Annotated in this window: 16 protein-coding genes; 8 read left to right on the top strand and 8 right to left on the bottom strand. The window is 67.8% G+C overall.

Features of this window, described 5'->3' with window-relative positions; translation table 11 throughout:
* Window positions 1-156: 156 nt before the first annotated feature.
* The 5 genes from LN047_RS01485 to LN047_RS01465 are packed head-to-tail and all read left to right on the top strand — an operon-like array spanning window position 157 to window position 9,579.
* Window positions 157-1,608, top strand: coding sequence for an N-acetylmuramoyl-L-alanine amidase (locus LN047_RS01485; RefSeq protein WP_373980998.1), 1,452 nt, complete (start codon window positions 157-159; stop codon window positions 1,606-1,608).
* Window positions 1,609-1,634: 26 nt separating this feature from the next.
* Window positions 1,635-3,659: a hypothetical protein gene (locus LN047_RS01480; RefSeq protein WP_373980997.1), complete on the top strand. Its 2,025-nt coding sequence runs from the start codon at window positions 1,635-1,637 to the stop codon at window positions 3,657-3,659.
* A gap of 22 nt (window positions 3,660-3,681) precedes the next feature.
* Window positions 3,682-6,516, top strand: a complete 2,835-nt coding sequence (locus LN047_RS01475; RefSeq protein WP_373980996.1) for a PAS domain-containing protein — start codon at window positions 3,682-3,684, stop codon at window positions 6,514-6,516.
* 26 nt (window positions 6,517-6,542) lie between these two features.
* Entirely contained in the window at window positions 6,543-8,207 is a 1,665-nt protein-coding gene (locus LN047_RS01470; RefSeq protein WP_180099635.1) for a CHAT domain-containing protein, read from the top strand.
* A gap of 40 nt (window positions 8,208-8,247) precedes the next feature.
* Window positions 8,248-9,579, top strand: coding sequence for a hypothetical protein (locus tag LN047_RS01465; RefSeq protein WP_373980995.1), 1,332 nt, complete (start codon window positions 8,248-8,250; stop codon window positions 9,577-9,579).
* A gap of 12 nt (window positions 9,580-9,591) precedes the next feature.
* Here LN047_RS01465 and LN047_RS01460 read toward each other — a convergent pair whose 3' ends face one another.
* From LN047_RS01460 to LN047_RS01450, 3 genes are all read right to left on the bottom strand, one after another.
* A complete protein-coding gene (locus tag LN047_RS01460) occupies window positions 9,592-10,368 on the bottom strand; it encodes a fused MFS/spermidine synthase (protein ID WP_175235965.1) in 777 nt (258 codons plus the stop codon).
* Between the two features lie 79 nt (window positions 10,369-10,447).
* Complete coding sequence (locus tag LN047_RS01455) at window positions 10,448-10,867, bottom strand: universal stress protein (RefSeq protein ID WP_152383182.1); 420 nt, start codon at window positions 10,865-10,867, stop codon at window positions 10,448-10,450.
* A gap of 14 nt (window positions 10,868-10,881) precedes the next feature.
* On the bottom strand, window positions 10,882-11,874 hold the full coding sequence (locus LN047_RS01450; RefSeq protein WP_373980994.1) for a TerC family protein: 993 nt from the start codon (window positions 11,872-11,874) through the stop codon (window positions 10,882-10,884).
* Window positions 11,875-12,022: 148 nt separating this feature from the next.
* Here LN047_RS01450 and nhaR point away from each other — a divergent pair, with 148 nt between their 5' ends.
* A complete protein-coding gene (gene nhaR, locus LN047_RS01445; protein WP_373980993.1) occupies window positions 12,023-12,931 on the top strand; it encodes a transcriptional activator NhaR in 909 nt (302 codons plus the stop codon).
* A gap of 13 nt (window positions 12,932-12,944) precedes the next feature.
* Here nhaR and LN047_RS01440 read toward each other — a convergent pair whose 3' ends face one another.
* A complete protein-coding gene (locus LN047_RS01440; RefSeq protein WP_373980992.1) occupies window positions 12,945-13,445 on the bottom strand; it encodes a DUF2501 domain-containing protein in 501 nt (166 codons plus the stop codon).
* Window positions 13,446-13,731: 286 nt separating this feature from the next.
* Here LN047_RS01440 and LN047_RS01435 point away from each other — a divergent pair, with 286 nt between their 5' ends.
* On the top strand, window positions 13,732-14,529 hold the full coding sequence (locus tag LN047_RS01435) for an alpha/beta fold hydrolase (RefSeq protein WP_373980991.1): 798 nt from the start codon (window positions 13,732-13,734) through the stop codon (window positions 14,527-14,529).
* Between the two features lie 136 nt (window positions 14,530-14,665).
* Complete coding sequence (locus LN047_RS01430; RefSeq protein WP_373980990.1) at window positions 14,666-15,478, top strand: hypothetical protein; 813 nt, start codon at window positions 14,666-14,668, stop codon at window positions 15,476-15,478.
* A 19-nt stretch (window positions 15,479-15,497) separates the two neighbouring features.
* Here the strand turns inward: LN047_RS01430 and LN047_RS01425 are convergent, their stop codons facing one another.
* The 4 genes from LN047_RS01425 to LN047_RS01410 are packed head-to-tail and all read right to left on the bottom strand — an operon-like array spanning window position 15,498 to window position 19,426.
* The gene (locus tag LN047_RS01425; protein WP_373980989.1) at window positions 15,498-17,057 is read right to left on the bottom strand and encodes a 3-hydroxyacyl-CoA dehydrogenase; all 1,560 of its coding nucleotides are present in this window, start codon (window positions 17,055-17,057) and stop codon (window positions 15,498-15,500) included.
* Window positions 17,058-17,067: 10 nt separating this feature from the next.
* Complete coding sequence (locus LN047_RS01420) at window positions 17,068-18,048, bottom strand: Bug family tripartite tricarboxylate transporter substrate binding protein (RefSeq protein WP_373980988.1); 981 nt, start codon at window positions 18,046-18,048, stop codon at window positions 17,068-17,070.
* 39 nt (window positions 18,049-18,087) lie between these two features.
* On the bottom strand, window positions 18,088-18,759 hold the full coding sequence (locus LN047_RS01415; RefSeq protein ID WP_373980987.1) for a 3-oxoacid CoA-transferase subunit B: 672 nt from the start codon (window positions 18,757-18,759) through the stop codon (window positions 18,088-18,090).
* The gene (locus LN047_RS01410) at window positions 18,749-19,426 is read right to left on the bottom strand and encodes a 3-oxoacid CoA-transferase subunit A (protein WP_142051743.1); all 678 of its coding nucleotides are present in this window, start codon (window positions 19,424-19,426) and stop codon (window positions 18,749-18,751) included. The genes LN047_RS01415 and LN047_RS01410 overlap by 11 nt, the downstream gene beginning before the upstream one ends.
* Window positions 19,427-19,440 lie beyond the last annotated feature (14 nt).

Here is a 19,440-nt window from a genome sequence, read left to right as displayed (position 1 = left end):
ATGATGCATAAGCACCATTGCACATTCAAGGATTAATACTTTCGGCTACTAGCAAGGCGGATGAGGTCCGCATATATATCCCTGCAATGGGCGCCGCATCATCGTCGTCATGTCGTCTTGCCAAGAACACCCGCGCCCGTTCCGAGGAGACCATCGATGGCACGATGTCCATTCGCGACGTGGCGGCCCATATCGGGATCGTCCGGGCCTCACCTTGGCGGCCCTTTCAAGATCGTCCATCACACCACGGAAGGCAGCACCGCGCAGGGCGCGATGGACGCGTTCCGCCGCAACCGTTCCGACCCCCACTTCACGGTCGACGCCACCACGATCTTCCAGCACGTCGACACCGCCGAAGGCGCGCGGGCGCTGCGCAACGATGCGGGCGGCGTCCAGACCAACCGCGATTCGGCCGTGCAGATCGAGCTGGTGGGCTTTGCGCATCTGCCCAAGGACAGCCGGGCGCTGACCAACCTGGCACGTCTGTGCCGCTGGATCGAAGCGCAGCACGGCATCCCCCGCAAGTGGCCTTCGGGCCGCCCGTTGCCGGCCAAGAACGGCAAGGACCCCGGCGGCCATAACCGCGATGCCGCCATCTGGGACTCGCAGAGCGGGCACTACGGCCATTGCCATGTCCCCGAAAACACGCACTGGGACCCGGCCTATTCCGCCGCGGAAGCCGACTTCGTCCTGGCCGCCACGTTCTCCGAGGACGGCGCGCTGGTATCGCCCGCCCCGCCGCCGCGCCCCGCGGGCCGCGCATCCAAACGCGCCGCGCCTACCTCGACCATGCCGGACCACGGCGTCAACGCGGTTGGTATCCACGGCTATCTGAATGACCTGCCAGTGCAGATGCTGGAGCCGCCTGGCATGCCCGTCGCGCGGCGGCGCACGCCCGCCAAACGTTCGGGCGCCGTGCTGCGTGCTGGCGCCGCGGGCAAGACTGCGCGGCAGGCGCCGCAGGCCAGCATCAACGCCGGCAGCGTGCTGTCGTTTGCAGCGGGCCTGCAGGAACAGGAACGCGGCGACGTGCTGTATTCGCTGCAGCTGGCGCAACGCGCAGCCAGCGCCGCCCACGACCGATTCACCCAATCGCAGGCCTGGTATCAGACCTACGTGGAAGTGCTGGAGAACCTGGGGTGGACCAGCGGGCAAATGCACTTTACCCATCACGAGGAAGACGAGCGCGAGTTCCGCATGGACCAGGTGGCCGTCGACCTGCTGCTGGCCGTCGCGCGGCGCGATCAGCTGGCGGTGCTGGACCAGGCGGTGTCCGCGCTGGGCCAGCTGGCCGAAGACGACGACACCGTAAAGCTCTTCGACTTTCACGCGTCGTCGCAGTCGGGCGGCAACTTCCAGCTGGGCGCCGTGCAGCGCGATCGCGGCGGCGGGCTGTCGATGGCGCTGGGCGCCTACTACTTTCGCGCCGTGGACAGCCGCAAGCGTTTCCTGTTTGCGCAGTGGGGCGCGCGGCAGGTGAACTTTTGGGCCTGCGCGCAGCGCCTGACGCTGAACGCCGCCCTGTATGAACAGCTGCGCGACGACGTGCAGGCCAAGCTGGCCGCCGACGCGCCGCGCTACATCGCCAGCTTGAAGCTGGCGTCATAGCCGGCGGCCGGCATTGGGAGAACGACATGGCGACCCGAAAGGCGGCAGCGCGCACGGCGGCCAAGCCCGCAGCCAAGAAGAAGGGCACGCGAGCGGCGCAAACGTCCGCCGCGGCGCCGGAAGATCCGGCCCCGAAGGCCCGCAAGCGCCGCAAGCAGGATGACGCCCCGGCCGCGCGGCGCTTCGAGCGGTCCGCCAAGCCCGATGCCTTCGACGCGCGCGACATCCTGTTCCGGCCCAACATTTCCGTCACGCCCAAGGCAGAGATGATCCCCGTAATGGGGCTGACCGTTAAGCACCAAGGCGAAACGTCGGCCTGCACGGGATTTGCGCTGTCCACGGTGGTCGAATACCTGCTGCGCAAATCCGAGCGCGACACGCGCCCCGCGATCTCGCCATTCATGCTGTATTCCATGGCCCGGCGCTATGACGAGTTTCCGGGATCGGTCGACGACAGCGGCTCCAGCCTGCGCGGCGCCTTGAAAGGCTGGTTCCGGCACGGCGCCTGCGCGCAGGCGTTATTCCCCACGCTCGACATGCCGCCGGCGGCCAAGCGCCCCGAAGACGACTGGTGGCTGGACGCGGTCAAACGCCCGCTCGGGGCCTACTACCGCATCGACACGCGCAGCATCGTCGAGATGCACGCCGCGCTGAACGAGGTCGGCATCCTGTACGCCAGCGCGGGCTGCCACGACGGCTGGGAAGACGGTCACGGCGTCACGCCGCACGACGATGAACCCACGCCCGTCACGCGGCCGTTCTGGGTGATTCCGGCCACCGGCCAGGAAACGGCGATGCAGGGCCACGCCTTCGTCATCGTGGGCTACACGCAGGACGGCTTCCTGATCCAGAACTCCTGGGGCGAGGAATGGGGCACGCACGGCATGGCCGTGCTGACCTACGACGATTGGCTGCGCAATGCGATGGACTGCTGGGTCGTGCAACTGGGCGTGGTCACGCACGAACACGAGCGGATCTCGAACAGCATCAGCCTGCGCACCGAAGGGCAGAAGGTGACGCTGGCCGCCGGCAAGGTGCTGCGCGACCGGGAACTCACGCCGTTCATCGTCAACGTGGGCAACAACGGCAAGCTCAGCAACAGCGGCGCGTTTCGCACCACGCCCGACGACCTGCGCGCCATCGTGGACGTGCACATGAGCGCCGCGCGCGAGCGCTGGAACCTGAAGGACAAGCCGATGGACGTGTGCGTGTACGCGCACGGCGGGCTGGTCGGCGAAAACGATGCGGCCGAAGCCGCTGCTGAATGGATCCCGTTGCTCTACGACAGCCAGATCTTCCCGGTTTTCCTGATGTGGGAAACGGATTTCATCACCACCGTCAGGAACATCATCCGGGACGCCGCGAGCGACGTGCCGCGCACCACCGGCGGCATCGGCGAGCGGCTGGAGCGCTGGTGGAACCAGCGGCTTGAACGGTGGCTGGCGCGGCCCGGCACGGTGATCTGGGGCGAGATGAAGCAGAACGCCGAAGCCATGAGCGAGCCCGTCCGCGACGGCGGCGAAGAAGCCGCGATGATCCTGCTGTACAAGCACTTCAAGGCGCACGTCGCGCGCGGCCGCGTGCGCTTGCACATCGTGGGGCATTCGGCCGGCGCGATCGTCGCCAGCCACTTCGTCAAGCGCCTGACCGCCGACGGCGGAGAGCTGGAGTCGCTGAGCCTGATGGCGCCCGCCGTCAGGCTGCAGACCTTCAAGGACCTGGTCGTGCCGCACCTGGGCAGCCGCGTGAAGCGCTACCAGCAGTTCCACCTGTCGGACCGCGCCGAAGAGGACGATCCCACCTGCGGCCCGTACCGGCGCTCGCTGCTGTATCTGGTCAGCGAATCCTTCGAGGGCGGCACCACGACACCGCTGCTGGGCATGGAGCGCTATTTCCGGGATGCCGGCATTGCCTGCGACGCGCTTCACGTATCGCCCGAGGGCAGCGCGCCGGCCAACGCCCGTGTCCTGCCCGTGGCGTCCAGCACGCATGGCGGATTCGATAACGACAAGGGCACGCAACAGCAGGTCATCGCGTTCATCAAGCGGTGACCGCGGGTGAAGAGGGCTTGTCATGACAGAGATGGAGCCGAAACCCTATCGCGACGCGCCGGCGCTTGCCCAGGGCGCGGCGCTGCCCGAGTTTTCCCTTTTTGGCGAGCCCGCCGAGGTGGCGCGCGTGCTATCCCAGGTCGGCGTGCCCTGCCTGGTGCTGGCCCGATCCGGCGAGATCGTCGCGGCCAGCGCCGTCCTGCCGCTGGCGCGCGAGGCGCTCGTCAACCGGCACGTGAGCCAGGTCTACGGGCTTGCCAAGCCGCTGCGCATGGGCGATGGCGCCGTCGACGTCGTGTACCGGAGCCCCGGCGGCGCCCGCGTGCCCGCGCAGCTCATCCCGCTGTGCACGCTGGACAGCGGCGAACTCATCGTGCTGGTCAACGACGGCGCGCCGTTTCGCGAGGCCGAATCGCATCGTTTCGAGCGCACGCCGTACGCCGTGTTCCGGCTGGACATGCAGGGCGTGATCCGCTTTGCCAACCCCGAGGCGGCGCGCACGCTGGGCCTGCCGCGCGAGGCCCTGTGCGGCACCCGGCTCGCGGCGCGCTTTCGGCCATCAGACGGCGGCCCCGTGCAGCGCGCCATCCTGCGCTGCGTGCAAGACACGGAAGGCGATGCGATGGTCGCGGTGACCATCGCCATCCCGGTTCCCGATGACGCCGACCGGCAGTTCGAGCTGGTCATGACGCCCGACCCCGCCCCCAACGGCGAACTGCTGGGCGTCATTGCCGTCATCCAGTCGCGCACGCTGGAGTCCGCCCGCGACGAAATCCGGCGCATTGCCCTGGATCCCGCAATCGGCGGCTGGCGGCTGAAGCTGGACCGCATCCTGGAGCAGATACGACGCCTCATTCCGTTCGAGCACGCGGTCTTCGGCATCTATGGCAACGACGTGTCGCTGTTTCGCGCGATCGCCGTGCGCCCGGAGGGCGTGGAGCTATGGCCTGCGCGCTGGATGGACCTGCCGCCCACGATCCGCGCGTTCCTGGATTCCGGCCGGACCTGGGTCGAAGAGATCGGCGCCTTCGTCCAGAAGAACATGCCGCAGCCCGGCAACGAGGTCGTGCGCTGCTATCAGGACCTGGGCATCGAGGCCTCCGTCACGCTACCCGTCACACGCCCGGACGGCTACAGCTCGGCGCTCAGCCTGTGCTCGCGCCAGCCGGGCGCTTACGGCGAGCGGCACCTGGAGATGCTGCGCGCGCTGGACCTGGAACCCGTGCTGATGCGCTTTGAAAAAGAGCGCGACGACGAGCGCGCCGAATTTGCCGATTCGCTGCGGCGCAAGGTGATGGCCGCCGCGTCGTTGCGCCAGGCCGCCGAAGAGATCATCGTCCAGCTTGCGCAGCATTTTTCGTGGGACCACGTGGCGCTGTATCGCGTCAACCGCCAGGACAAGCGCTTCGAGGTCGTCACCCAGCACAGCCTGGCGCCGGCCTACGCGCTGCCGCCCGCATACCAGCAGCCCACCTCGCAAGGCATGCTGGGCGCCACGCTGGCGCAGGGCTGCCTGCTGGCGGTGGACGACATCGGCAACCCGGCCTACGCGCAACACGGCTACGGCGGACCGAAGCGTCCGCTGCGCTCGGCCATGACCGTGCCCATTCACCTGAACGGCCGGATACGGTGGCTGCTTGACGTGGAATCGTCGGTCTCGCACGCCTTCAAGGGGCCGGACATCGACGACCTGCTTCAGATCATCGCGTCGCTGGAAGAAGGCCTGGCGCAGCATCTGCTCAACCAGACCAAACAAAGCCTGATGGCGGAAGCCGAACAGGCGGTGGTGTTCGTGGGCCGCGAGGGCGCCGTCATCGAGATGAACCGCGTGGCAACCGACATGCTGGGCGCTGAACCCCGGCGCGGGCGCAGCCTGGACGAGGCCCCGGCGATCACGGACTACGCGATTGCGGGCGACGAAGCGACGCAGGGCATCCTGACCGCTCCCTTTACCGTCAAGCGCGAACGCATCGAACTGCTGGACAGCACCGGCCAGCCCCGCTCCGTGCTGGCCACGCGCACCGACCTGGATCCCAGCCTGGACATGTCGATCTGGTTCTTCACCGACATCGCGGACCTGGGGTGGGCGCGGGACCTGCGCTACCTGCGCGAGACCGTGGCCGAGGTGGCGCGGCAGACGCGCACCTCGTTGTCGCTGGCGTGCAGCCTCACATCGCAGACCGTGCTGCTGCACGAGGACGCCCGCCAGGGCATGCCCGCCGAGGAGGTCGCGGCGCAGGCGCAGGACCTGAGCCAGCGCATCGTGGCCGAGATCGGCAAGGCCGACATCACCTTCGAGCGCCTGGCGGGCGCCAGCGAATCGCGGCGGCGCGCCCGCGCCATGCACAGCGATGTCGAACTGGGCGCGCGCCTGCACGACGTGGTGGCCGCCTTGCCCGCACGCGACCAGCGCCGGATTGCGCTGACGAATCACTCGGCCTCGCGGGACGGCCCGACCGTGTCCGGCGATGCGCAGGCGCTCTCGGCGGCGTTCCGGTCGATGACCGATTACCTCCTGCGCTGCCGCAATGCGGACGACGCCCGCGTGACGATCGACCTGGATGCCGGCCCGGACGGCTGCACGATCCGCTTCGGCCTGAGCAAGGAGCAACGGTGGGAGGCCGATCCACCCGCCCACGCCGTGCCCGACGACGCCTTGCTCAGCGCCGAACGCGCCGCCCACGACGGCGCCAGCATCGCCATCACTCAGATACAGGAAACCGTGATCGACCACGGCGGCGCGCTGGTCACCGACCCGCCGCTGTCGGCTGCGCCGCTGCACCCGGACAAAGCCTACGCGACGGTCACGCCGCCGTGGCGCGCGTTCACGCTGATCCTGCCGCTGCGGGCGGGCTAGGCCATCCGGAACCTGGGACAGCCATCATGGAACACGACCCCGCCGGACCCAACTTCATCCTGCTGGCCAGCATGAACGACGAGCACGAGGACGACTGGGCCAACAACCTCGCCCAACTGCACCGCCACCTGCAGCAGTACCCCGCGATCGCGCCGTTCGTGGGCGCGGAGCTGCGCCGCCGCACCTCGCTGGAAAGCGCCAAGACGCAGATCGAATCCTGGGATCTGTCGACGCCCCGCATCGAACCGCGGCTCGTCATCATCGACGCCCGGCTGGGCTCGACCGCCAGCAAGCGCGGCAAGCCCGGCGCGGCGGCGGTGGAACTGCTGGAATGGATAGCGCGGCGGTCTTCGGTGCCCTTGCTGGTCCTGGCGGTGGACCCGCCCGAGCTCGTGCAGCGCTACGTGCTGGAGCGCCCGGAAGTCTTCATGTGGACCAACGACGCGAAGACCGCCGTCAACAGCGGCGCGGAGGTCGCCACCGTGCTCACGTGCCTGACGCCGCTGGCGCCCAAGCGCCGCCGGCGGCTCATCATCCGCGTGGGCGAGCATTCGATCACCTACCGCATCCAGATGGGGCGGCACGAATATTCCTCGCAAGACATGCCCTACAAGGAGCGCGACCGGATCTCCGCGCTGGTGGGCCGCATCGAGACCTTCAGCCCGTATCTGGGTGAGACCAAGGCGCCGCAATGGCTCAAGGACCTGAGCGGGGTGGGCGAAGACGTCTTCAGCGCCATGGTCACGCACAGCCTGGGCGCGCCCGTCGCCAAGCTGATCCAGCGGGCGCGCGACGAGGAAGTATCGCCAGGGGCGGGCGCCTTTGCGGGGCTGGACCTGCGCTTTGAATTCAACCTGGCCAGCCAGGAGGTCTCGCGCCTGTTCAACCTGCCCTTCGAGATGGGCCGCGAGTTCGGCGCCGACAGCGGCCGCTACCTGTGCCTGGAGCTGCCGATGGCGCGGCGCCTCCATCTGGAAGGCACGGCGCCCGCGCCGCGCTGGGAGCCGGACGCCCGCGCGCCCGGCCAGCCGGTGCGGATGCTGTTCATGGACGCCAGTTCGGTATTCGGCACCGTCACCTTCCGGCGCGAGGACGGCGGCCCGCCGCTGCCCGCCATGGAGTTCGGACCGCTGCAGTCCGTGGCGAAGGAACGCGAGCACCTGGCCGAGCTGGCGGCGCGCGCACCCGGTCACCTGATCATCGATCACGTTCGCGCCGCCGACGAAACGGGCCTGGTGGGCGCGGACCTGCAACGCCGCATCGAGGAACGGTTGCGCACGGGCAACTACGACATCTTCCATTTCGCCGGCCATTCGGTGTCCGAGGGCGAAAGCACGATGCTGGTGCTGCCCGGCGAGGACGGCGAAGCGTGGCAGTTGTCGATCCGGCTGATCGGCCAGTGGATGGAAGCGGGCAAATGCAAGCTGCTGGTGCTGTCCTCGTGCAGCGGCGCGTCGGTGCGCACGGCGCTGGAAGTCATGCGCGCCGGCGCGGCCGGCGTGCTGGCGTTTCGCTGGCAGGTCGAAGAGGAATCCTGCGCGCGCTACATCCAGCGCTTCTACGACGTGTACCTGGACGCGGCGCAGCCCAAGGACCTGGCGGAAGCCTACCGCTACGCTTGCAAGGCCGCGCAGGGCGACGCGGGCGACCTGCCGACCTGGGCGTCGGCGGTGGCCATCGTGCGCGACTGAGCGCAAAGCCGCTGCGCGCGGCCCCGAACAAGGAGCTGACATGGATGGGTTATTCGGCATGCTGCGCGGCATCGGCGGCAAGGCGGCAGGCGGCGACGGTGCGGGCGCCCTCCTGCCCACCGTCCCCGCGGGACGCAACTTCTATGCGCAGATCGAGCCGCCCGCCGGCAACCCCGCGCTGGCCGCGGGACTGGACGGCGCCGCCTTCGTGCCCGGCCAGTGCTACTTCAGCGTCCGGCTGGTCGAAATGCGCCTGTGCGAGGCGGGCAATTACCTCAGCCAGTTCCTGCCGCTCTGCACGTTCTTCCTGCGATACGGCGCGGATGGCGTCCGGCGCGAGATTCCGTACATCGTCGGCTACGACCTCATCCAGCAGGCGCTGGGCGCGGCCGCGCCGGACGCCGGCGCCCGCCGCGTGGCGTTTCGCGACGTCTATGTGGCGCGCAACGTTCCTTACGCCAGCGACGGGCTGGAGATGTATGCGGCGCTGTGCCGTTTCGCCGACAGCAGCCTTTCCCGCGGCATCCTGGATTTCGTCTCCACGGCGGTTACGATGCTGGGCGGCCCGGTGGGCGGCGCCATCGTCAAGACGGGCGAAAGCCTGCTCACCCCGCTTGCCAAGCTGTTCGGCACCGATGGCGTCAGCGTGCGCTTCGGCGTCTACGACGGCGATGCGCTGCGGCGCAGCGGCTATCGCGTCCTGGCGGGCGCGGACTCGCAGGACAAGCTGGCGGGCTTGCAACTGGTGGACGGCGTGCTGCACCGCCAGCAAGGCGCGGGCAAGCCCGAACCCGTGAACGACGTCGATTATCTGGTCCTGGCCTTCGAGCAGCGCGCGACGCTGGGCACGGACATGTTCGCCGCGGCCACTACGCTGCCGTTCCATCATCTGTGGAAAGACGTCTCCAAGGCCCTGATCGGCAACGACGCCACGGCCGCAAGCGCCGCCTACCAGGCCCTGCTGATCGCGGTGGCCGAATCGCCGCTGCTCATCGACGCGGACCGCTTCGCGCTGCTTACCGCCTACGCCGCGCAGCGCGGCGCCTGGGAGGCCGCCAGCGAGCGGTCCGGCCTGCGGACCCGCGGCGGCGGCAAGAGCCTGGCCACCGCCATGACCGACCGCGTCAACGCGCGTGGCAAGACCGATCCGGTGGCGGACCTGCTCAAGGCGGCCAGAAAACACATCACGCCGGCGCCCGTGCCAGCCGCGGACGCCGGCCCTGCGCCGACGGTGCTGGACGACCAGGCCGTCGCGCTGGCGGTGTCCAGCCTGACGAAAACGCTGCGGGAAAAGGGCGAGGCACCGGCTCCCCGCGACCTGTCGCGCGCCACCCGCGAGCTGCTGTCGATCATGCTGAGCGATCCGGCGTAGCGGCCGCCCCGCCTACCGCAATTCCAGCGTCGCCCCGATCACGCGCATCGTCGGCATGAGCTGGCGCCACGCGTCCTTGGGCATCGATGCCGGGCGCTTCACCTGCGCCGCGGCAGGGTCGTTCAGCAGATCGCCCTTGCACGCGAACACGATGCTGTTGGTCATGTCGTCGTCCACCACCTCGAACATCGATGAGCCGAACGACGCGCGCACGCGGTCCAAGTATTCGTGGTGCATCGGGTGGTTGACGTGGAAATTGATCACCAGGATGCCGTCGTCGCGCAAGGCGCGGTGGCAGTCCGCGTAGAAGCCGGCGCTGCACAGCGGGTCGGGGATGCCCCCGGCCACGAATCCATCCAGGAAGATCACATCGGCCTGTTCGGTCAGACCCGCCAGGTGCCGGGCCGCGTCGGCCTCGATCACCTGAAAGCGTTCGCCGTCCGGCGGCACCATGAACGCGTCGCGCAGCGCGATCACGGCCGGATCGATCTCCACCACCGTGATGCGCGCCCCCGTCAGATAGCGATGGCAGAACTTGGGCAGCGATCCGCCCCCCAAGCCCACCATCAGGATGTCCGCCGGTTCGGGCTTGAACAGCACGAAGCCCATCATCATCCGCGTGTACTCGATCTCCAGCGCGTCCGGGTTGAGCAGCGACATGCTGCTCTGGATCTCCTGCTGCGTGAAGTGCAGCGTGCGCCGGGTGCCGGCATTCTGGATGAAAGGCCGGTGCGGCGCCGCCGGCGCGTCGGTAACGGGCGAATCGGCGGGAGCGGGAACGTCGGACATGGGCGCGGGTGTGGGGCGAAAGATCCGCAGAAGATACCACTGCCCGCACCCACGCGGCCCGAACGGCGCCGCCGCCACGTCAGACGAGCATGACCGGACAGGGCGCATGCGCCAGAATCCGCCCGCAAACCGAGCCGCGAATGGCGTTGAGCAGCGGGCTGTGATGGTGCGACCCCAGCACGATGGCCGCCGCGTCGACCTGCTTCGCATACTCGACGATCTTCTCCGGAGTGAAACCCACGAGCTCGTGGCATTCGTGGCTGACATTGGCGGCGGTCAGAATGCCGACCACCGATTGCATCGCCTTGCCGCTTTCCTCGTGGTGCCAGGCTTCGATGTCCGCCTTTCCGATGAAGGACTTCACGTCCCCGCCCACGTCGGGCTCGCAGTGCACCACATGCACGACGAAATCCCGGTTCAGCAAGGGACTATCCACCAGAAATCGGGCCGCCGCGTCGCTGTGCAGCGACCCATCGGTAGCAAGAATGATCGTGTTCATGGCAGACCTCCGGGTCATGACTTCCTGGTTTCGGAGCGCGCGGGCTTATGCGCGTCCCTTCGCGGCATCACCCAGCTTGCGCCCACCGACGCCAGCAGGATCACGCCAACCACCCCAAGCGACCAGTGCACCGGCACGTGGACCCATTGTTCGGCAAGCATCTTGCCGCCGATGATGACCAGCACCGTCGCCAGGCCATACTTGAGATAGTGAAACCGCGCCACCATGTCCGCCAGCAGGAAATACAGCGCCCGCAGCCCCATGATGGCGAAAATGTTGGACGTGAAGACGATGAACGGATCGGTCGTCACGGCAAAGATGGCGGGGATGCTATCCACGGCAAACACGACGTCGGTCGCCTCGATCATCACCAGCACCACGAACATCGGCGTCGCGTAGCGCAACCCGTCGATGCGCACAAAGAATGACTGCCCGTGATAGTCCTTGGTGATCCGCATTGCCGACCGCAGGAAGCGCACCAGCGGATTGCGCGAGATATCCGGCTGGCGGCCAGCGGTGAACAGCATCTTGAGCCCCGTGAAGACCAGAAACGCGCCCAGCACGTAAAACAGCCACGTAAATTGCGACAGCAGCCACACGCCGGCCAGGATCATGCTGACCCGCATGACGATGGCGCCCAGCACCCCGTACAGCAGCACGCGCCGCTGCAGCTCCAGCGGCACCGCGAAGTACGTGAAGATCAGCGAGAAGACGAACATGTTGTCCACGGACAGGGACAGTTCAATGAGGTAGCCGGTAAAGAACTCCAGCGTCTTCTGATGTGCCACCGCCCGCCCCAGCGCAGCGTCCAGATACCACCACATCAGGCCGCCAAACAGCGTGGCAAGCGTCATCCACGCCAGCACCCAGCACAGCGCTTCGCGCGAGGACACGCGGTGCGCGCGGCGCCCGCCGAACGCATACAGGTCCAGCGCCAACACGATCAGCACAAAACCCACGAATCCCGCCCACATCGGCAGCGTCGCAAAGGTTTCGACCCGGTTCATGAAAGGCGCCTCCTTCCCTCGCGCCACGCGAGCCGCGCAAGGGGCGCACAGGGACTGCATTCGCACGAGGCCAGTCTAGTGCTGCGCGATTGCTCCAACAATTCGCATTAAGATGACCCGATAGTCAGATTTTTTGGAGCGATCAGCCATGGTCACGCTCAACTACAAGCATCTGCGCTATTTCTGGACGGTGGCCAAGGCGGGCAGCATCGCCCGCGCGGCGCAGCAATTGCAGCGCACGCCCCAATCCATCAGCGGCCAGATCCAGGATCTGGAATCCGCGCTGGGCACCGAGCTTTTCCGGCGCGCGGGCCGCGGCCTTGAACTGACCGACGTGGGGCGCCATGCGCTGCTTTACGCGGACAGCATCTTCACCTTGGGCGACGAATTGCTGGATGACCTGCGTGAGCGTCCCGCGCGGCGCGCGCTGGAGTTCAAGGTGGGGGTGGCCGAAGGCATGCCCAAGGCGATGGTGTACCGGATGATCGAACCCGCATTGCAGCTGGCCGAGGACGTGCGGCTCATATGCCGCGAAGGGCGTCTTCCCTTCCTTCTAGCTGATCTGGCGGTGCATCGCTTCGACATGGTGATCGCCGACCGCCCGATGCCCGGCAACCTGAACGTGCGCGGCTTCAGCCATCTGCTGGGCGAGTGCGGACTGACCTTCTTTGGATCGCCGCAACTGCTGGACACCCTGCCGGGCACGTTTCCGGCGCTACTGGACCAGGCGCCGTTCCTGCTTCCCGGCGAAGACGCCGCCATCCGGCCGCGGCTGCTGCGCTGGTTCGACGAACAGGACATCCGCCCACGCATCGTGGGCGAGTTCGACGACAGCGCGCTGATGAACTCCTTTGGGCAGACCGGGACAGGCCTCTTCGTCGCGCCCACAGCGACTGCCGCGTACCTGTGCAAGCAATATCGTGTGCGCGCCATCGGACACGCGCCGGCGGTGAAGGAACAGTTCTACGCCATCACCACCGAACAGCGGCTGGAGCACCCGGCGGTGGTGGCGCTGAGCCGCGCGGCGCGGGAGGATATTTTCGGGGCGGCGAAGTAGCGATGGGACGCCGCTACAGAAACGACTTCGCGTGCTTGAGCACCTGATCGCACGCCTTGCGGGTCAGTTCCTCTTTCAGCCCGCCGCCGCTCAGGTCCACCGATTTGCCGTCGCTGCCGTTGAGCAGCCCTTGCAGGCCGGCAAGGTATCCCGAATCCGACCTGGCCTTCTGCGTCGAGCCGCCACCGATCTTGCCCATCAGCTTGTCTTTCAAGGCCTGCGCATCGCCACCGGCCAGGTAGTTGTTCTTCATGCAGAACTCCAGCACGCCGGCCGCGTTGCCGGCCGAGGCCGGAGTAAGCGAAGACAGCGGCAGGCTGTTGCCCAGGCCCTGCAGGATGCCGCCTTGGCCGGCATTGCTTGGGGCGGCGCCGCCCTGGGTTGCACTGCCTTGGCCCGCGCCTTCCATCTGTCCCTTTACGGCGTCGAGCCACTGCGCGCTGGCGGTGCCTGCGTAGCACTGGGCCGCGATGAGCGCGGCGGCGCCGGCGAGGTGGCGGAAAGGGATCTTCATGACTTGCTCCTGGTGCGGTAAATAACTGCGGCCATCGTAGTGGCGCGCCGGCGAAAATCGGCGCGCGGGCAGGGCATGTAATGCGACAAATGATGTGCGTGCGGACACGGTCCGCCGTGGTGCAGTAGCAATTGCATTCGTAACGTCACGCCTTTGATACCGGCGCGCCACGCCAGCAAGCGCCTGGGCGCGCCTACGCTACTATTTCGAACTGTCCCCGGGAGGCGGCTGGCGTGCTGCCGCGCCCCAGAGGCGTCCCGTGCCATCTAATCCGTGAGAACCCGTGATGTCGTCCGTCGAATTCCAAGATGTATTCGTCCCCGCCGCCGGCGGCCAGCTTTTCGTGCGGCGCTGGACGCCCGCCGCATCCGCCACGTCTGCCGGCAGCGGCGCGCCCATCGTGCTGATGCACGATTCGCTGGGATGCGTGGAGCTGTGGCGAGACTTTCCGGAACGGCTGGCCGGCGCGACGGGGCGCGAGGTCATCGCCTACGACCGCCTGGGATTTGGCCGGTCCGACCCGTACAAGGGCACGCTGGGTGTGGACTTCGTGGTGCGCGAAGCCATCGAGGGATTTCGCGCCGTGCGCGAAGCGCTGGAACTGGACCAGTTCGCGGCGTTTGGCCACAGCGTCGGCGGCGGCATGGCCATTGCCAGCGCCGCGGCATATCCGCAGTCGTGCCGCGCGCTCATCACCGAATCCGCGCAGGTCTACGCAGAGGAACGCACTCTGGAAGGCATCCGCCAGGCGCGCGAGTCTTTCGCGCAGCCCGGACAACTTGACCGCCTGAAGAAGTACCACGGCGACAAGGCGGCCTGGGTGCTGGGCGCCTGGATCGACACCTGGCTGTCGCCGGACTTCGCGGACTGGACGCTGGACCCGCAGCTGGCGCAGGTGAAATGCCCCGCGCTGGCGCTGCACGGCGACAACGACGAATACGGCTCCACGGTGCACGCCGAGCGCATTGCGCAACTGGCAGGCGCGCAGCCCGTCATCTTCGAGAACTGCGGCCACGTGCCGCACCGCGAGATGCCCGAGCAGGTCCTTGCGACCGTCTCGGACTGGCTGCCGCGCGCCGGCTGATCCCGGCGCTGCCGGCGCGCCGATACACAACGACATAAAAATCCTGCGAAACCCGCAGCGCCGGGGCTGGAGACCGGCGGGCGCCGCCTTTACTATCAGCATTAGCCGGCACGCCCGCCTGCCGGGGAAGAACCGCATGAGCACACTACCTGCTGCAACGCCCCCCGGCCTGAACACGCGCCGCTTGCTTCCATGGACAGTGGTGATCCTGGTGGCCGTGGGCCTCGTGCTGCACGGGCCGATCGCCCAGCTCGAGCACTATCACGACTTTGCCGACAAGCGCGCGTGGCTGGGCATTCCCAACGCGGGCGATGTGCTCTCCAACCTGGGCTTCGCGGTGGTCGGGTGGTATGGCTTGGCGCTGGTCATGCACTCGCGCCACCTGCGTGCGCTGGACGCCATCCGACCCGGCTACACGGTGTTCTTCCTTGCGCTCATGCTGACCGCCTTCGGCTCCGGGTGGTATCACCTCTTGCCCGACAACGCGCGCCTGATCTGGGACCGCCTGCCCATCGCGCTGCTGTGCGCCGGCATCCTGTCGGCCGTCTGGCGCGAAACCGTCGGCGACGGCCGCTGGGTCGACGTGCTGTGGACCGCGCTTGCCGTGGGCAGCGTGGCGTGGTGGTGGTACACCGACCACACATCCACGGGCGATCTGCGTCCGTACCTCTTCGTGCAGTTCATGCCGCTGGTGCTGGTGCCGCTGCTGCAATGGAGAAACGGCACCCCGCTGCGCGAACGGCTGTATTTCGGCGCGGCCATCGGGTTCTACGTGCTGGCCAAGGCCGCAGAACTGCTGGACTATCAGATCTACCATACGTTCGCGTTCATGAGCGGCCACACGCTCAAGCATTTGTTCTCGATGGCGGCGGGGCTGATGGTGACGCTGAATTTTGCGCATCGCAAGCGCGAGGCGGACGCAACGCCTGGCGGATGGGTGTCAAGATAGATGACCGGCGCCGCCGCCTTCAGCGCGAGCTCGCCACCGTGCCCAGCGGCAAGCCCAACTCGGCCCGGCGCGACAGCCAGGCGCTCGCGCGATATCGCGGTTCCAGATAGCGTGCGTGCAACTGTTCAAGAATCCGCAGGACGGTGCGCGCCCCCAGCGCGTCGCCCAGCGCGAACGGGCCTCGCGGATACCCCAGCGCCAGCATCACCGTCTGATCGATGTCTTCCGGCGTGGCGATGCCCTGCTGCGCCATGGCGCACGCGTTGTTGACGACGGTCGCGGCGATGCGCTGCGCGACAAAGCCCGGACTGTCCTGGATGCACGTCACGGCAGCTCCGTCCTGTTGCAGAATCGCGCGCGCCTGGTCTCGCATGGCGGCGGACGTCACTGGCGTCAGCATGATCGCGTAGCGCGTCAACGTGAAGAGCGGATCGGCGGCGACCACGCGCCGCGCGTCCAGTCCCAACCGAGCGCACACGGCCGTGGCGTCCTCGCCCACGGGCAGCACGAAGCACAGCGCCGCGTCCGACGGCGTTTCACCGGCCTCCAGCGTTGCGCCAGCGGCCACCACGCGCGCCGCCAGCGTGGCGCGAAAAGGCAGACCGGACGGCGCGATCCACACCGGGACGCGCCGGTCCACCGCCACGGCAACGTCGCCGGTGTCCGGATCGATGCGCTTGCCATCGTCGCCATACCGGTAAAAGCCCTGGCCGGTCTTGCGTCCGAGCACGCCGCCGGCCAGCCGCTGCCGCGTGATGATGGAGGGTTGATGCCGCGCTTCGTCGAACCACTGCCGGTAGATCGACTCGCCCGCCGGGTGCGACACATCCAGCCCGGTCAGATCAAAGAGTTCGAACGGTCCCATGCGAAACCCGCACGCGTCGCGCAGGATCGCATCGATGCCCGCAACGTCGCAGATCTGCTCGCCCGCAATGCGCAAGGCTTCGGGCTGATAGCCGCGGCTGGCGTGGTTGGCAATGAAACCCGGCGTATCGCGTGCCAGCACCGCCGTGTGTCCCAGCCGGCGCGTGAACGCCGCCAGCACCTGGGCCAGACCCGGCGCGCTGCGCAACCCCGGAATGACTTCGGCCAGCTTCATGCGCGGCACGGGGCTGAAAAAGTGCAGGCCGCCCACACGCTGCGGCGCCGCACACCCGCTGGCCACCTCAGTGACCAGCAGCGACGACGTATTGGTGGCCAGCACGCACTGCCGCGAGACAACGGCCTCCAGGTCGCGAAACAGCGCCTGCTTGGCGGGCAGCGACTCGACGATGGCCTCGATCACCAGTTCGCAGTCGTGCAGGTCCTGGAGGGTGGCCGCGGCAATCAGGCGCGCGTCGGCGCCTTCCGCCTGTTCGGACGGGATCTTGCCGCGGGCGGCCAGCGTCGCGAGCGTCGCCAGGATGTCCTGCCGCGCCTCGCGGGCGGCGCCCGCCCGCATGTCATGCAGGCGCACCACATAACCCGCCTGCGCCGCCACCTGCGCGATGCCGCGTCCCATCAGGCCCGCGCCCACCACCCCCACGATCACACCGGGACGGGCCAGGTCGGGAAGACCGGCGGTCGAATCGCTGCTCATATGCCTTGCCTCAGTCCAGTTTGATGTTCGCTTCTTGGATGACCTTCTTCCATCGCGCCGACTCGTCGGCCACGAAGGCGCCGAACTCAGCCGGCGTGGACGGCGTGACGATGTAGCCCAGCGGCTCGACCGTCTTGGGGAAGTCAGGCCCCTTGAGCACCTCGTTCAGCGCGCTGTTCAGCTTGTCGATCACCGGCTGAGGCGTGCCGGCCGGCGCCACCAGGCCGTACCAGCCCGACACCTGGAATCCGGGCAGACCAGCTTCGGCGATGGTCGGCACCTCCGGCGCAAGCGCCAGGCGGTCCTTGCTGGCAAAGCCCAGCACGCGCACGCGGCCGCTTTGCACCATGCTCAGCGAATGCGGGCCATCAAAAAGGCCGGAGACTTCGCCACCCAGCGCAGCCGTCTGGGCCGGGCCGCCGCCCTTGTAGGGCACGTGCAAAATGTCGATGCCGGCGCTGGTCGCAAAGAGCTCGATGGCCAGATGCGTGGTGTTGCCGTTGCCGGAAGAAGCCAGCGTCACCTTGCCCGGATTGGCCTTCGCGTACGCGATCAGCTCGCCGACCGTCTTGGCCGGAAACTGCGAATTGACATAGAGCGCCAGCGGCAGGTCAGCGATCTTGCCCACGGGCGCAAAGTCCTTCTCGGTGTTGTACGGCAGGCTCTTGTACAGGCTGGGATTGATGGCGTGCGCCGCCAGCACCAGGCCGACCGTGTAACCGTCCGGATTGGCCCGCGCCACCACCTGCGTGCCGATGCTGGAACCGGCGCCGGGACGGTTCTCCACCACCACCGGCACGCCAAGCTTCTTGCCCAGCATGACCGCCAGCGGACGCGCGACGACGTCGGCCGACCCGCCGGGCGGATAGCCCACGATGAGCTGGATGGGGCGTTCGGGGTAGTCGGCCTGGGCTGTGGCCGACAGCGCGGCCAGGCCCAGCGTCATGGCAGCCAGAGCGCCGCCTTTCTTGATCTTGTGCAACAGTGTCATGGTGTCTCCTTCACTCGTTTTTATTGCGCGTAGTGCGCGTCAGGGTTCGATAAACGTGATGTCGTCGGCATAGGCCAGCGGCGCGGCGGTCGCGGCCTGCAACGCCTCGCGCGCCAGGCCGCGCAACATGCGGCGCACGACAAAGCCGCGCTCGGCGTCGATGTCGATGACCGCAAGGTCCGTGTAGATCACGTCGGCCACGCCGCGACCGGTCAGCGGCAGCGTGCAGGCGCTGACCAGCTTGGAATTGCCGTCGCGGTCGCAATGCTGCATGGCGACCGCGACCCGGCGCGCACCGGCCACCAGGTCCATCGCACCGCCGATGCCGGGCACGTCGCCGGGCAGGCCGAGCGACCAGCTCGCAAGGTCGCCGTTGGGCGCCACCTGAAAGCCGCCAAGAATGGTCAGATCCAGATGACCGCCGCGCATCATCGCGAACGACGTTGCCTGATCGCAGATCGAGGAACCGGGCAGCAACTGCACCGACACCTTGCTGGCGTTGATGAGGTCGGGGTCCGGCGTCTCGCCGTCGCGCAAGCCGCGCAGCCCCAGAATGCCGTTTTCGCTGTGCAGGATGATTTCCTTGTCAGGCGCGATGCAGCCCGCCACCAGCGTCGGAATGCCAATGCCGACGTTGACGTAGCTGCCGTCGGGGATGTCGTCGGCAACAAGCTGCGCCACGCGCTGGCGGGAGAGGGGTTTAACCGTCATGGCGAGCCTCCAGGCGGACGACGCTTTGAACAAAGATGCCGGGCGTGTGCACAGCGTCGGCCGCAAGCTCACCCAGCGGCACGATCTCATTGACCTCGGCGATGGCGTGACGCGCGGCCATGGCCATCACCGGACCGAAGCCGCGCGCGGCCAGGCGGTAGGTCAGGTTGCCCCAGCGGTCGGCCCGGTCGCCCTTTAGCAGCGCGAAGTCGGCGGGCAGCGGGTTCTCCAGCACGTAGCCCTTGCCTTCATAGACGCGCTGCTCCTTGCCGTCGGCCACCGGCGTGCCGTAGGAAGTCGGCGTGAAAAACGGCCCCAGTCCGGCCCCCGCGGCGCGGATGCGTTCCAGCAGCGTGCCTTGCGGCACGACTTCCAGTTCGACCTTGCCCGCGCGGTACAAGGCGGTGAACACGTCGGACCCCGAGGACTTGGGATACGAGCAGATCACCTTGCGCACGAGGCCCGCGGACAGCAGCGCCGCCAGCCCGTAGTCGCCGGTGCCCGCGTTGTTGCTAACGATGGTGAGATCGCGCGGGCCCGCGTCCTTCAACGCGTGCAGCAGGGCGCAAGGCAGGCCCGAGTCGCCGAAACCGGCCACCATCACGGTGGCGCCGTCGCCGATCACGCTGACCGCAGCCTCTAGCGAGGGAGATATCTTGTCGATCATGAACGCAGCCCGCG

Origin of the sequence: Achromobacter sp. JD417, assembly GCF_041879325.1 — a bacterium.
In the GTDB taxonomy this organism is placed as follows: Bacteria; Pseudomonadota; Gammaproteobacteria; order Burkholderiales; family Burkholderiaceae_B; genus Achromobacter; species Achromobacter mucicolens.
The sequence above is the reverse complement of the archived record's forward strand: the minus strand, read 5'-3'. Positions and strand labels throughout refer to the sequence as shown.

What these genes read in the sequence shown, in the direction of transcription:
- LN047_RS01485 (WP_373980998.1), top strand. Translation starts at nt 157, where the DNA reads ATGGCACGATGTCCATTCGCGACGTGGCGGCCCATATCGGGATCGTCC.
- LN047_RS01480 (WP_373980997.1), top strand. Translation starts at nt 1,635, where the DNA reads ATGGCGACCCGAAAGGCGGCAGCGCGCACGGCGGCCAAGCCCGCAGCC.
- LN047_RS01475 (WP_373980996.1), top strand. Translation starts at nt 3,682, where the DNA reads ATGACAGAGATGGAGCCGAAACCCTATCGCGACGCGCCGGCGCTTGCC.
- LN047_RS01470 (WP_180099635.1), top strand. Translation starts at nt 6,543, where the DNA reads ATGGAACACGACCCCGCCGGACCCAACTTCATCCTGCTGGCCAGCATG.
- LN047_RS01465 (WP_373980995.1), top strand. Translation starts at nt 8,248, where the DNA reads ATGGATGGGTTATTCGGCATGCTGCGCGGCATCGGCGGCAAGGCGGCA.
- LN047_RS01460 (WP_175235965.1), bottom strand. Translation starts at nt 10,368, where the DNA reads ATGTCCGACGTTCCCGCTCCCGCCGATTCGCCCGTTACCGACGCGCCG.
- LN047_RS01455 (WP_152383182.1), bottom strand. Translation starts at nt 10,867, where the DNA reads ATGAACACGATCATTCTTGCTACCGATGGGTCGCTGCACAGCGACGCG.
- LN047_RS01450 (WP_373980994.1), bottom strand. Translation starts at nt 11,874, where the DNA reads ATGAACCGGGTCGAAACCTTTGCGACGCTGCCGATGTGGGCGGGATTC.
- nhaR (WP_373980993.1), top strand. Translation starts at nt 12,023, where the DNA reads ATGGTCACGCTCAACTACAAGCATCTGCGCTATTTCTGGACGGTGGCC.
- LN047_RS01440 (WP_373980992.1), bottom strand. Translation starts at nt 13,445, where the DNA reads ATGAAGATCCCTTTCCGCCACCTCGCCGGCGCCGCCGCGCTCATCGCG.
- LN047_RS01435 (WP_373980991.1), top strand. Translation starts at nt 13,732, where the DNA reads ATGTCGTCCGTCGAATTCCAAGATGTATTCGTCCCCGCCGCCGGCGGC.
- LN047_RS01430 (WP_373980990.1), top strand. Translation starts at nt 14,666, where the DNA reads ATGAGCACACTACCTGCTGCAACGCCCCCCGGCCTGAACACGCGCCGC.
- LN047_RS01425 (WP_373980989.1), bottom strand. Translation starts at nt 17,057, where the DNA reads ATGAGCAGCGATTCGACCGCCGGTCTTCCCGACCTGGCCCGTCCCGGT.
- LN047_RS01420 (WP_373980988.1), bottom strand. Translation starts at nt 18,048, where the DNA reads ATGACACTGTTGCACAAGATCAAGAAAGGCGGCGCTCTGGCTGCCATG.
- LN047_RS01415 (WP_373980987.1), bottom strand. Translation starts at nt 18,759, where the DNA reads ATGACGGTTAAACCCCTCTCCCGCCAGCGCGTGGCGCAGCTTGTTGCC.
- LN047_RS01410 (WP_142051743.1), bottom strand. Translation starts at nt 19,426, where the DNA reads ATGATCGACAAGATATCTCCCTCGCTAGAGGCTGCGGTCAGCGTGATC.